12 protein-coding genes are annotated in these 11,674 nt (G+C 51.9%); 9 read left to right on the top strand and 3 right to left on the bottom strand.

The window, feature by feature from the left end:
* The first annotated feature begins 511 nt into the window (after positions 1–511).
* On the top strand, positions 512–1,069 hold the full coding sequence (locus tag EDD52_RS24410) for a methyltransferase domain-containing protein (protein ID WP_132247556.1): 558 nt from the start codon (positions 512–514) through the stop codon (positions 1,067–1,069).
* Here the strand turns inward: EDD52_RS24410 and EDD52_RS18010 are convergent.
* Both EDD52_RS18010 and EDD52_RS18005 read right to left on the bottom strand, forming a co-directional pair.
* The gene (locus EDD52_RS18010) at positions 1,066–2,478 is read right to left on the bottom strand and encodes a hybrid sensor histidine kinase/response regulator (RefSeq protein ID WP_132247554.1); all 1,413 of its coding nucleotides are present in this window, start codon (positions 2,476–2,478) and stop codon (positions 1,066–1,068) included. The two genes, EDD52_RS24410 and EDD52_RS18010, sit on opposite strands and share 4 nt — an antisense overlap.
* A complete protein-coding gene (locus EDD52_RS18005) occupies positions 2,453–3,079 on the bottom strand; it encodes a hypothetical protein (RefSeq protein WP_132247552.1) in 627 nt (208 codons plus the stop codon). The genes EDD52_RS18010 and EDD52_RS18005 overlap by 26 nt, the downstream gene beginning before the upstream one ends.
* Before the next feature lie 271 nt (positions 3,080–3,350).
* On the opposite strand from EDD52_RS18005, the gene EDD52_RS18000 reads away from it, so the two are divergent.
* The 4 genes from EDD52_RS18000 to EDD52_RS17985 all read left to right on the top strand — a co-directional run bounded on the left by EDD52_RS18000 (position 3,351) and on the right by EDD52_RS17985 (position 7,324).
* On the top strand, positions 3,351–4,544 hold the full coding sequence (locus EDD52_RS18000) for a tyrosine-type recombinase/integrase (protein WP_132247550.1): 1,194 nt from the start codon (positions 3,351–3,353) through the stop codon (positions 4,542–4,544).
* The gene (locus EDD52_RS17995) at positions 4,483–5,181 is read left to right on the top strand and encodes a hypothetical protein (RefSeq protein WP_132247548.1); all 699 of its coding nucleotides are present in this window, start codon (positions 4,483–4,485) and stop codon (positions 5,179–5,181) included. Before EDD52_RS18000 ends, EDD52_RS17995 begins: the two co-directional genes overlap by 62 nt.
* A 123-nt stretch (positions 5,182–5,304) precedes the next feature.
* Positions 5,305–5,529, top strand: a complete 225-nt coding sequence (locus tag EDD52_RS17990) for a helix-turn-helix transcriptional regulator (RefSeq protein ID WP_132247546.1) — start codon at positions 5,305–5,307, stop codon at positions 5,527–5,529.
* 22 nt (positions 5,530–5,551) lie between these two features.
* Positions 5,552–7,324: a bifunctional DNA primase/polymerase gene (locus tag EDD52_RS17985; protein ID WP_165907576.1), complete on the top strand. Its 1,773-nt coding sequence runs from the start codon at positions 5,552–5,554 to the stop codon at positions 7,322–7,324.
* A 757-nt stretch (positions 7,325–8,081) separates the two neighbouring features.
* Here EDD52_RS17985 and EDD52_RS17980 read toward each other — a convergent pair.
* Positions 8,082–8,312, bottom strand: coding sequence for a hypothetical protein (locus EDD52_RS17980; RefSeq protein ID WP_132247542.1), 231 nt, complete (start codon positions 8,310–8,312; stop codon positions 8,082–8,084).
* Between the two features lie 419 nt (positions 8,313–8,731).
* On the opposite strand from EDD52_RS17980, the gene EDD52_RS17975 reads away from it, so the two are divergent.
* The 4 genes from EDD52_RS17975 (at position 8,732) to EDD52_RS17960 (ending at position 11,412) form a co-directional block, all read left to right on the top strand.
* Positions 8,732–9,307, top strand: a complete 576-nt coding sequence (locus EDD52_RS17975; RefSeq protein WP_132247540.1) for a hypothetical protein — start codon at positions 8,732–8,734, stop codon at positions 9,305–9,307.
* Positions 9,253–9,903 (top strand): hypothetical protein, encoded by a 651-nt coding sequence (locus EDD52_RS17970; protein WP_165907575.1) that lies wholly within the window; start codon positions 9,253–9,255, stop codon positions 9,901–9,903. The genes EDD52_RS17975 and EDD52_RS17970 overlap by 55 nt, the downstream gene beginning before the upstream one ends.
* Before the next feature lie 131 nt (positions 9,904–10,034).
* Entirely contained in the window at positions 10,035–10,235 is a 201-nt protein-coding gene (locus EDD52_RS17965; RefSeq protein WP_132247536.1) for a hypothetical protein, read from the top strand.
* A gap of 103 nt (positions 10,236–10,338) precedes the next feature.
* Positions 10,339–11,412: a DUF3800 domain-containing protein gene (locus EDD52_RS17960; protein WP_243651999.1), complete on the top strand. Its 1,074-nt coding sequence runs from the start codon at positions 10,339–10,341 to the stop codon at positions 11,410–11,412.
* Positions 11,413–11,674: the final 262 nt, after the last annotated feature.

Here is an 11,674-nt window from a genome sequence, read left to right as displayed (position 1 = left end):
CCAAAACATTGACCGCGTCATAGACCACGACGCATAATTGAGAGTGGGTCAATTCTCGGTGAAAATACCGGGTCAGTTCTCAGTGACAATCAACAGTTAAGTGAACTGCACCGGGTGGACCCTAAGATATTGATTTTTATGGTGCCCGGGGGCGGAATCGAACCACCGACACGAGGATTTTCAATTAGTCTTGTGATCCGCACACGCCGTCTCAGGATCGCTCAACCCGTAACGTAGCGGCTTGATAACCTTGATCTTTGCGCATGGCAGATCGTCTCGGCGGGTCTCGTGCCGAAGCATTCAAGCAGGCCGCTCCTGCTACCCCAGCGATACCCAGCGAGAGGTGGGCGTTAAAAAACAAAAGGTCCAAAGAATTGGAGAGTGCGAACTTGACCTCCCGCCAACAGTAACCGAACATTCCCGTTCGGGGTAGAAGGCACAGGAATTGAGGGAAAATTGCTGCAAGGCAAGGGCCAAGCGGTAAAAAAGGAACTTGTTGAGAAGGTAGGGTTTGTTGTTAGGCAACATTGAATTGGATATCGGCTGCGGGAGGGGCACGTTTATTGCAAGAATTGCACGAGAAAAGCCAAACACGGTTTTTGTTGGCATCGACATAAACGAAGACAACGCCAATGCGTCCCAAGAGAGAATTGCCCGAGATTGCTTGAGCAATGCAATAATCGCCCATGACGAAGCAGAGAATTTCATAACACGTAATGTACAAGACGATTCACTAGCAGCGGCTCACATCTACTTTCCCACGCCTTACGTAACGGGGATTAAGCGGACAAACATCTTAGGATCACATCTATCTGGGTGGCTACTAACAGAGAGGTTTTTGTTACAACTTCACACAAAGTGTCGAGCAGGAGCCATACTACGCATAGTAACGGACCATCGTAGCTATTTCAAAAACATCGCGTCCTCAGTGGCGAGTTCGTCATTCGTAGAAACGCCTTGGGTGAATCCCATTCGGAGTTCGACATTCGACAACTTGGTGGGGACCGGCCTCGAAAAACGACAACGTTCTCGGGGGAAGTATATCTACTTTCTACAAGCGGTGGCCTAGGTAGTCGGTGTTGAAAGTCTTACAGTAAAAATATCCCGAGGACGCCTCGAATTCCCCGCCTCGCGAATTGAAATTGTCAGTTTGCCTCCCATTTCTTCCATGTGCTGTTTCGCAATTGACAATCCCATCCCAAAACCAAGCCTCTTAGCATTGCTCCCTCGGAAACCATTTGAGATCAAGTAGTCGCGCTCGTTACTAGGGAGTGGATCCCCCCAACTTTCCACTTCAACAACGACCATTTGATCGTCTTCAAACAACCTTACATCCACCCAAGCCCTTTTTCGACCTATTTCTCCGTTATATTTTACGGCGTTAGATAGAACATTGTAGAATGCCGAACGGAAACGGTTCAAATGCTCCCCTTGCAACATTTGGTCTGACCGAAGTTCCAACCTGACCTCCAAATTTCGGCTCGCAGCTTCGATTTGAAGGCTCTTTGCTTCGGCTTGGATGACAAAACGGAAAGCATCGTGTTTTTCATCCTTTCTTGGTACGCCGAGTAAGCTTGCTGTGTAGACTAGGTCACTAGCCTGTTGAGATATTGTTGCATAATTGAATAGATGAAGGATCCTATCTAAAGACGGTCCTATCACTGAACACTGTGGCATATTGGAGCGCCGGCAGGTTTTTGCGGCCTCAAACACTGCTTCTACGACCATCGTTTGACTGGCTACTAACCCATTTTTTTCAGCCTGACCTGCTATGCTGAGTAGGTCCTCGATGTTGTCAATGAACTCTGCGTGCTCATACGCATCGATTTCATCAAGCGTCCGAGATACTAGTGCAAATTCATTTCTGATGCATTTCTCGAAGTCTATGTCTATGGGGTTTTCAGCGCCCGAAATGCCAAGCATTCGGCTTGCAGATTGCGTCACACTTGCGATAACATTTGCCAATTGCAGCAAGCGTGTGCGCACATCATGAACTTTCTGACTATCCACCCCCAACTCAACCGAAGATCCCACTCTTTGAGAACTTGAATTAGCCAAGCCGAGCTCTGAAGCGAAGTTTTGTGGGCTAAGCAAAATAAGCGACTTGTTGACGTATTGATAAGCAACTTCGGCTCCCAGTGTTTGCGTAACAAAATCTGGGGCGTGCCCCGAACAGACAAATAGTCTAGGGCTTCCAAACTCCTCTTTCTTTTCGGACATGTACCTAAAAACAGCCGATCCAGCATACTTTGCATTCCCCACGCGGCACAAAAGCTCGTCTGGGTAATCGCACCCGGCTGACATTGGAACTCCAATATCGATCAGCATTAGTCCGTACTTTTCGCGTGTCGCTGCCTCCAAAAATTCCTCTATGGTAGGTTTAATCGTGACCCGTGCATTGAATTGCTTCTCCATAAAGTGGGCAATCGAGTGGAGCGTTTCTGGTTCGTCGTCAAGCCAGAGTAGTGAGTTTGACATCTTCAATTTCCGCCTCTCTTGTTGCTCTGTTCTGAAGGACAATATCGCGCAACTCCGATTGAGCGTCTTGCCCCTCCTCTAAAAGCTCAAGAATCCTTGAACGTAGCTCATTAATATCAACGTTTGAATTGTCATCGTCAAATAGCTCCAGCAGCGACGGTTGAGAACGTTGAGCGGCCCTTTTGAACGCGTGCAAGGTGGAAAAGTCATATGATTCAAGAAATTGCGAGAATACCGATTTGTGTGCGTCTTCAACTCTCGTCACGGCACTGTTCACTTGTGCCCCAAGATTGGGCGTTTCGTAGGTCCCAGCATCAGCGATGATAGCGTTTATTCTACGCAGCAGGTTCCGATGATCTTGAATGCTTTGTATTGCACCAGTCAAGGTATTGGTTTCCTCGTCGAGTCGCTTGTTGAGCAAAACAGCCTCATCACCCGTGCTCTTCAGGAAAGACTCGATTTGCTTCAATCTGGCTTGCGACTCGAAGTCCCCCATTGTTTTCTCCCGTTGGAGTACGCGAGAAGTGCGCCATGAGATCGCCGCAACAATTATTGCTACTGACGAGGCGAGTAACGGTATCCAAGTTGCAACAAACTCCATTTGCCTTTCCCCCAAGAAAAATATAGCACTGTCTAAGCGTAGCTGTTCAATGCTTCTTCGCAAAGAGCCTCAGGCACAATGAAAGAATTTCTGCGTGTCTTGAGTGAAATACGCATGGAAATGACAGCGCGTCATTCGCTCTTCAGGGTGGCATAGAAGACCACGCGTGTAAGCATAAGTGATTGAGAGTCGACACAGACCGATCCAAAATCCCGTGAACCGTCTAGACTTGTCCCTGACGAAGGATCGCCTGGTCTCTTATCATGACCTCATGACACATAAACTCACCACCAAGTTCATCGATACCAGAAATCCAAACCCAGCCAAGCGGGAAGACTATCGTGACACGGTGGTTCCCGGCTTGGTCCTTCGTGTGAACAAGTCCGGCACCAAGACATTCAGCTTTCACAAGCGCATAAACGGGAAAATGAAGCGACTGACCATCGGCCAGTTTGGGCCGTTTTCCCTTAACGACGCCCGGGAACGAGCGCGGCAAATCCTTTATGAAGTGGAAACAGGCAAGTTCGAACAGAACACCGGCATAGAAGTCAAGACGAAACCGACGCTAGGCGACGTGATCCCTGACTATATTGAGAAGTATGCCAAGGTTCACAACCGCGACTTCGAGCGCAAAGAAGCTCAGTTGGCTAAGTTCACGACCCTGCATGGAAAATGGATCAACGAGATCAAACGCGCAGATGTCGTGAAAGCATGCGACACAATTCAAGAGTCCGCGCCAATCGGCGTGAACCGTGCATTGGCCCATCTCAAGCATCTGATGGGCTGGAGTGTCGAGCGCGGCATTATCGACGCTTCTCCCATTGCCGGAATGAAACCTCCGTCGAAAGAAAAGCCCCGTGAGCGCGTGCTGTCGGACGATGAGCTAGGTGTGCTGTGGCAGGCCAGTGACGACGAAGGCTACCCATTTGGGGATTGCATGAAGCTGTTGATCCTAAGTGGCCAAAGGCGCGCCGAAGTCGCCGAGATGCGCTGGTCTGAACTCGACCTCGAAAATCGCCTTTGGACCCTGCCTTCGACGCGGGCAAAAAACGGCAGGCAGCATACCGTGCCGATCACCGACGCGATGCTGAATGTGTTGCACAGAATACCGAAGTTTATCGGTTCTGATTTCGTGTTCACTACGAAGGGAACTACGCCAATTTCTGGGTTTGGCCGGTTGAAAAAACGTCTCGATAAATCGCTTCCTAAGGATGCCGAACCTTGGACCCCCCATGATCTGCGCCGCACGATGTCTACCAACATGGCCCAACTCGGCGTGCCACAACCCGTGACCGAGGCTTTGCTCAACCACAAGACGGGTGTGGTCTCAGGTGTAGCTGCAATCTACAATGTCTATTCATATGCGGATGAAAAGCGCGACGCTCTTGAGCAATGGAATAGCCATGTCGGACAACTCACCAAACCAGCCCTACTACCTGAAATACCTCGAATTGGGTTGGCTTGAGAGGCAACTGCCGCCAGCGCCCGATTTTTTCTCTGAAAAGCTGATTGATAAAATTTGCCGAAGAGTTGGTAGCGAAAAGAAAATTGATCAAATGGCATTGGCCAAGGAACTGCGAGTCATTGCCGAGGCGTATTGGATTGCAGCGATGTCTTCGCCTCTTGGCATAGGCGATGGGCCAATACTACAGGGATCGGATGTTCGTAAGCGAACGATCCAAAGCTCGGTGCTGCACCCGGCCCAAAAACTTGCCGCAGCGCTTTCGGATGAAAATCTAGCCTTGCTTTCTGAGTGGCCAGACGGAGCAGTTTCCGCACCGCCTGATCGGAAAAAATTACTCAGAGAGCTTGAATTACTGGTTGGCCGCGTAACCGATTTGATAGCCGCAATGGAAGGGCGTACCCGCCGAGGCTCACCACTTTCGAACGAATTCAAAATAGATTTGGCGGAAGTTCTGACCGAGGTATTTCGTCAGTATTTTCCTGACGTGCCTGCGCGGCGCGGTGGATACGACCGGACAAAAACCGCCAGTAGCGAGTACACAAAGTTCATGGAAGCATGTGGTCTCGAGATATTCGGGCCTAGCTTTTCGTTTTCAGGGCAGGTGCTGGATGCCGCCACTTTGCCGCCAGAAAAGTAGGTATTGATAGTTACGCAAAACCTGCGCGGCCTTAGCTACGCCTCTGATATCAAACAGTTTCGCTCTGCCATATGCTGTCCTCACTTGGGGTCGACCCCTTCATTTAACAAATGGAGGCCCACTATGAATATCGAAGAAAACAACCCGCGACTTGCGACCCGTGATGACCTGAAGCGCATGGGCATAAAAGTCTCAAACACCACGAAATTGCGTTGGGAAGCCCAAGGGCGGTTCCCGAGGCGCATCCGTATGGGCGGCACCACCGTTGCTTGGTTCATGTCCGAGATTGAGGACTGGCTAACGGAACGCGATGCTGAACGTGCCCGGACTTTTTACGCAGACTACTGATCATCCAGAAAAGGAGAACGAGATGCCCAAAGCATTTCGCTTTGAGGATGACATGAAGTCGTCTTCTGCCACTAAAGCTGCGCTCGCATGGGCGCGGCAGGGTGCAAAAATTATTGCTCTACACGGTATCGGTGAAAACGGTGCATGCACGTGCGGTAAGCGCCAGTGCAGTAGCCCCGGCAAGCACCCAATCGCCGATCTTTTCCCAAAGGGTCAGCACAGTGCCACGAGTAATGCCGTCAAGATTCGTCGTGCATTCAAATCGTACCCAAACGCAAATCTGGGGGTGATCCTGCCACGCGGGTTGATAGCGCTTGATGTCGACGGCCCCGAGGGTGAGGAAACCTTTGACGGCTTGGACTTAAAGCCAACCTTGGCGGTTCAAACCGGCAGGGGTGCGCACCACTACTATCGGGCATCAGAGGCGCTGCCCAAGAAAAAAGTGCCCCTTGTAGGCATAGATATCAAAGATGCCGACAGCGGCTACATCGTCGTGCCTCCAAGTAGGCATCACAGCGGAAAGCCATATCGGTGGCGCAGGAACAGAAAAACGGCCGCTCGATTGCCCGCATCGTTTGTGCGGTCGCTAGAGCGCAAGGCCACCCGCACCGCCTGCTTTGAAAACGAGGCGGCATTCAAAGCCGGTGGTCGTAACAACGAGCTAACCAAAATTGCGGGTTCTCTCAGGTTCCGCGGCCTTGGCGAGACGGCGATTGCCGCAGCGCTTCGTGCCATCAACGGTGCGGCGTGCAGCCCTCCGCTTGACGGGGACGAAGTTGATCGCATTGCCGAGAGTGTCAGTAAATATGAAGCGAACCACGAGGAGGTGTTTGGCTGGCTTGATGATGTCGAGGAATCCGAACCGCAATTCCTTGCTTATCCCTACATCGTCAAGGGCGCGATCACTGTTCTTGATGGTAATATGGGCCAAGGGAAATCCACCTTCACTTGTGCCATTGCCGCCGCCGTCACGACTGGCGAACCGCCTCCCTTTGTCGATGAAATCGAACAGGGAACGGTGTTGTTCATGTCGGCGGAAGACGACCCCTCTAGGGTTCTAAAACCCCGGTTAATGAAGGCCGGAGCGGACGTGTCGAAGGTACGATATCAGGATGAGCCCTTCACACTTGATGAGCGCGGTCTGGCACTTGTCCGGCGCGAACTGACTGCCAACACTCCGGCGCTGGTCATCATCGATCCAATCATTGCGTTCATGCAGGAAGGTGCCAACGGCAACAACGCAACCGAGACCATGCACTTTATGATCGAGCTGGATCAACTGGCGCGGGATTTCGACACTGCGATCCTGATTGTAAGGCACCTGCGAAAGGCACGAGCTGACCATGCCATGCACCAAGGTATCGGATCGATTTCGATATCCGCACGGGTGCGCTCCGGGCTGATACTCGCGCCGCATCCCGATGATCCGCGCAAGCGCGCCATCGTACATGCGAAGTCAAACTATTCCGAAACGGGCCCGGCGATTGTCTTCGAAATGGAGAGCGAAGGGCCTCGTTCGCATCCCAAACTCGTCTGGGACCCGTGCGAACCGGATCTCACGGCAGCAGATATTCTCGCGCCACCTGAGGTAGAGCGTGGTCGCCCACCCAAGGCACGAGACACGGCAACGGCGTGGCTGGAATCCGTTTTGCGTCGAGGCCCGACCAAAAAGAAAATTCTGGACGGGATGGCCGAGGCAAACGGGATCACAATGGCCACCCTACGCCGTGCCGGGGACACGCTCGGGATCATCAAGTCGAAAGACGGGAAGGAGTCTGTTTGGTCTCTGCCATGAGGCCGCAGGCAACACATCATTCACTTGCTCAGAATTCGCACACGTATGTGATTATTGAGCAAGTGATCATCCGAAAGTCGGTTCAGCTCGACGCCAGATGCACGTCTGCGCCGAGGCTCGCTATAAACAAAAATGGAGAAATCACATGGAAGATCACGCCAAAATGCAAAACCGCCTAAAGTCCAAAATCAACAATGCGATACTGGACTGCGGCAAAGTCTAGGGGAGCGATGATATCGTCCTCACCAATACCGATGTCGTCGAGGCTCTCCTTGAAGTCACCGGGGTCTACGCATCGATCCACGGTTTCGAAACCTATACGCCGACCGATCTCGCCTTCAAACACGCGATGACCATCCAGCGGCACATCGAACAGTTTCGGGAGATGCGGAAGAAAGGGAAACTTCCCATGAAAGTCATCCCGCGCAACAAGGTGAACTGACCCAACGGCCAGTGGGGGTGGTGCAAGGCAGCGGCTAGAGGCCGAAAACCTCGGAAGTATGCATGACCACTTGTCTGCCCGCGAGACACGCGCCGTTAACAAAAAACACCTCCCCCCACCCCTCCGGCGTCAGCACCTCCGTGGGTGTCCAGCAGCCCCGTCTCGGGTGACACGAGGACTATGTATCAGACTGTCGGGGTTGCCTCGGAGCCAATTTGCTGAACCTTTTCATGCGGTCCGCAATAGCGCTGGGTTTCAGTGCCGCCCATCGGGTCTCACTCGGGTAGCAATCTACATGGTTGGACGCTCCGTGGATCATTCTTGAACCCAACCCTTCTTGTGGAAGTGTCGCGTGACGATAGCGCGATTGTAAAGTGGGAAGCCAATCCACAGGCCATTGGCTGTGATCAGCGACAAGATCGACCACAGGAACATCCCCTTGAACAAGTAGTACAGCGGACCGAACAGTAGGCACCACAGCCTGTGCCAGTTGCTGAGAATGACCTTTTCCTGCCCGTTAAACTTCCATGTTGCCCGAATGACCATTGTGGTCTCCTTTGCTGGTTGCGGCTGCAAAAGCGCAATAAGATCGAGCAGTGAGGGGCGTCAGGGTAAATCCTAGGTCATTGAATGTCTGCGCGGCACACAGGGGCCAGCATTGGCGTCAGCGGCTCTTTCGTCGCAACACTTCGTCGTCACGACAACGATGCCTTCTGGCTCAATGTAACGCCGCCGCGCGCGCCCTAGGCTCTCCGTCCTCGGGGTTAGTTACAGGTCACCGTGCAATCATTCAAAGACACACTGCAGGTGCTGCTTCCCGGTCCGCTACGACCTCATGACTAGATGCCAGATGGCAGAGGCAACCGAGAATGACATCGCAATAGTGCCAGCATAGAGTGCTACTTGAGTATTGATCAGGATCCAGAAGTCGCATTGAGCTCTCAAAGCGATACAGAAAGGCAAACATGCAGAAATCGGTGAAACTAGCGCTCAATAAATTCCCTGCGGTACCGGCATCTCTTGAGGACCCAGCAAAGCCCGGCAGCGCGGTGCCCGAAGTAACAGTCGAGCTTGCAGACCTCTACCATCATTATTATCTGCAGAGTTTCGATATTGCACCACCCGATCCTGATCCGGCACATTTCGAGCATGTACGACTTTTGGAGCCGATTACACCGTTTCGCTTTCAACACAATGGTCTCGGTGCAAATAAGACTAAGAAGCAAAACAACTCCAACGAACTGGGTGAAGCTTTCTGCCGCTGGTTTCTCGACAGGCATCTGGACATCAGTCATGTGGCCCGCATCGAAGACGTTCGAGATCATGGCGCGTTGGCTATGGCGCACGGTGTTTCAGTTGAAAAGGACACGACCGAGGAAGGGGACGCGCCCGACTACTTCTGTGTCGATTCCACTGGAGAGGTGTCTCTAGCAGAGGCAAAGGGCTCTATCGCCTCAGTAGGTTTCAATACGGTGCAATTCGCAAAATGGCGCAAACAATTGATCGCGTTCGTGTGCTGGATTCATCGGGCGACCCCATGAGCGTAAAGGGGTATATTGTTGCCATGCGGTGGGCGATTCACACGCACAGTGACAAGATATTTACGAAACTTTCGGCCGAGGACCCCCAGACTCCGGGTGAACGCCGGTTCTTTGACGAAAGCGGCGCTTTTTCTACCGCAGTGCGATCATTGCACTACGCGCCTAGCCTTGCGAAGCTGCGTCAACCCGTGCTTTCAGCGGCTCTTCAAACGGGTACGCTCGTTAGTCCTGAACTTGGTTTCTCAATTACCATTTGGGAGTGCTTGTTACCGGCAATGAAAGGGCTTCGTTTTATCGGTGGCTATTTTCCCTCTAACCATAACGGAACACTGCCTTATGATTTCGACAACGATAAGGTAATCATGAAGCCTAAGAACCCCTTCCGGCTCGATCAGACTTCTGGGACTTTTTTTGGCATCGAGGAGCAAGTTTTCCGACGCCTAGTCGATACATCACGTCAAGGGCCGGAGGTTCTAAGGGAGTTTCGCCGTTCAGAGCGCACGACCACAGGATACAGCGGTGTCAGTTACTTGCCCGACGGTCATATTCTCGGGCAGATCGAGTTGTTTCGTCCTGTTGCAACTGACATTGTTTAAGAGGGCCTTAGGATCCACCGAAACAAAATATTGAGCCACGGTCTAGCTACCTATTCGTAGGGCAAAGATTGTCCCTGACATGCCTGCTAGGCTCGTCTTATCGATCTGCATCAGCAACTTAGGAGATCGAAATGACCGATATCGTGACGCTCAAGGCCATCTGCGACGAACTCAAGATTGACCCGCGCGATGCTCGCGAACGCCTGCGCGCTGCGGCCAGCGACGCCAAGGCGAACCCTGAATTGGCGAAGGCAAGGAAGCCGCGCACCCCGTGGCAATGGGTGAAGGGGTCAGCCGCCGAGAAGGAAGCACGGAACGTTTTGAAGAAATAGGCATAGAATAAATACTGTATTTTGACGGGACCGTTTTTTGCGGCACTTTCTAATTGAAAATTGGTCGCTGTCCTGCAAGCACCGATCTGATAAAGTACTGCGTATGACAGATGACTTAGCGATGGAATGCTTTCGGATCGACGAGAGCGGCTACACAGGGTTCGACTTGCTCAACGCTGATCAGCGTTTTCAAGGAGCGGCGGCAATTGCTATCAGCGAGGACGACGCCGAGCGATTGATCAAGCAGCATTTTCCGAAGCTGAAAGCGCCTGAACTCAAGTATCGTGCGCTGTCTAAGCGAGCAAACAACCACCCCCGTCTGCTAGGGCTAATGCGCGACCTTCTCACCGATTTCAAATGTGTGACCTACGTCTGTGACAAGCGGTTCATGCTGACACTCATGTTCGTCGATTACGCTGTGGAGCCCTACTATTATCAGCGCAATATTGACTTTTACGCTGATGGCCAGAACTATGCGATGGCCTCAATGCTGCACATGGCTGGGCCAGCGATACTAGGTAAGCCACAGTTCATGGCGCTTATGGTTTCCTTTCAAAATGCGATGAAAGAGAAAACAGTTGAATCACTGAACGGATTGGTTGCAGCCGCGCAAGCGACGAACTGGGAGCAAATCCCGGAAGCTCTTGGGCCACTTGCAAAGTACGCCGCACCTGAGTGCCTGAACGCGATTGCAACCCCGGGACTAAGTACCGATGTTGCAATAATCGTTCTGCAGTCGCTTATCACCCGCATGGAAGTGATGGCAGATGGCCCTTATCAGGTAGAGCATGACCAATCCAAGAACCTCGCGACCTACAACGAACTTATCCAGCGGTTTATCGACCACACCGACACTGCGCGTTTCCGTTCGACCGAGATCACGACACTTAGCTTCCCTTTAAATCTTTCAAGCGTTAGCCAAGTGGATTCAAAGCAAAGCTCAGCGGTGCAGCTTGCAGACGTAATGATTGGAGCTGCTATCGAAGCTGGGAACAATCTGGCAGGATTGCGAACGGGTGGCCTCGACCCAGAGAAGCTACTGGCACTGTACGCCGACGAACAATTCATCCACATGCTGCCGTCTATCGATTTTGAAGAACAGCGAAGGTTTCGGCAGGGTACTCAAACGGGTGAGCTGATCGACTACTTTGCTACTAAGCTCATGGGACCGCCTTGAAAGCTCCTGTTATGTTCTTCAACGGAAGATCCTTTGATAGACGCTTCGCTTTAGTTGTGCTCCGCAGTCTGAAAGAATGGGCGCGAGGAGGTGCCAGGTCATGCCGCACTGAACGCAAATTTTCCTCAATATGCGCATTGTTCGATGTTGGGTCTGCGAAATATCAAGCGACTAGAAGTAATCTGGATCGCCAGCCTCTTTTCTGCAATAAAAACCTCAAATCATTGCACCTTTTAAAGGTTCGGCATCATTTATTGCCAAC

Source organism: Primorskyibacter sedentarius, assembly GCF_004342065.1.
GTDB classification, from domain to species: Bacteria; Pseudomonadota; Alphaproteobacteria; order Rhodobacterales; family Rhodobacteraceae; genus Primorskyibacter; species Primorskyibacter sedentarius.
The sequence above is the reverse complement of the archived record's forward strand: the minus strand, read 5'-3'. Positions and strand labels throughout refer to the sequence as shown.

What these genes read in the sequence shown, in the direction of transcription:
- EDD52_RS18010 (WP_132247554.1), bottom strand. Translation starts at nt 2,478, where the DNA reads ATGTCAAACTCACTACTCTGGCTTGACGACGAACCAGAAACGCTCCAC.
- EDD52_RS18005 (WP_132247552.1), bottom strand. Translation starts at nt 3,079, where the DNA reads ATGGAGTTTGTTGCAACTTGGATACCGTTACTCGCCTCGTCAGTAGCA.
- EDD52_RS18000 (WP_132247550.1), top strand. Translation starts at nt 3,351, where the DNA reads ATGACACATAAACTCACCACCAAGTTCATCGATACCAGAAATCCAAAC.
- EDD52_RS17995 (WP_132247548.1), top strand. Translation starts at nt 4,483, where the DNA reads ATGTCGGACAACTCACCAAACCAGCCCTACTACCTGAAATACCTCGAA.
- EDD52_RS17990 (WP_132247546.1), top strand. Translation starts at nt 5,305, where the DNA reads ATGAATATCGAAGAAAACAACCCGCGACTTGCGACCCGTGATGACCTG.
- EDD52_RS17985 (WP_165907576.1), top strand. Translation starts at nt 5,552, where the DNA reads ATGCCCAAAGCATTTCGCTTTGAGGATGACATGAAGTCGTCTTCTGCC.
- EDD52_RS17980 (WP_132247542.1), bottom strand. Translation starts at nt 8,312, where the DNA reads ATGGTCATTCGGGCAACATGGAAGTTTAACGGGCAGGAAAAGGTCATT.
- EDD52_RS17975 (WP_132247540.1), top strand. Translation starts at nt 8,732, where the DNA reads ATGCAGAAATCGGTGAAACTAGCGCTCAATAAATTCCCTGCGGTACCG.
- EDD52_RS17970 (WP_165907575.1), top strand. Translation starts at nt 9,253, where the DNA reads ATGGCGCAAACAATTGATCGCGTTCGTGTGCTGGATTCATCGGGCGAC.
- EDD52_RS17965 (WP_132247536.1), top strand. Translation starts at nt 10,035, where the DNA reads ATGACCGATATCGTGACGCTCAAGGCCATCTGCGACGAACTCAAGATT.
- EDD52_RS17960 (WP_243651999.1), top strand. Translation starts at nt 10,339, where the DNA reads ATGACAGATGACTTAGCGATGGAATGCTTTCGGATCGACGAGAGCGGC.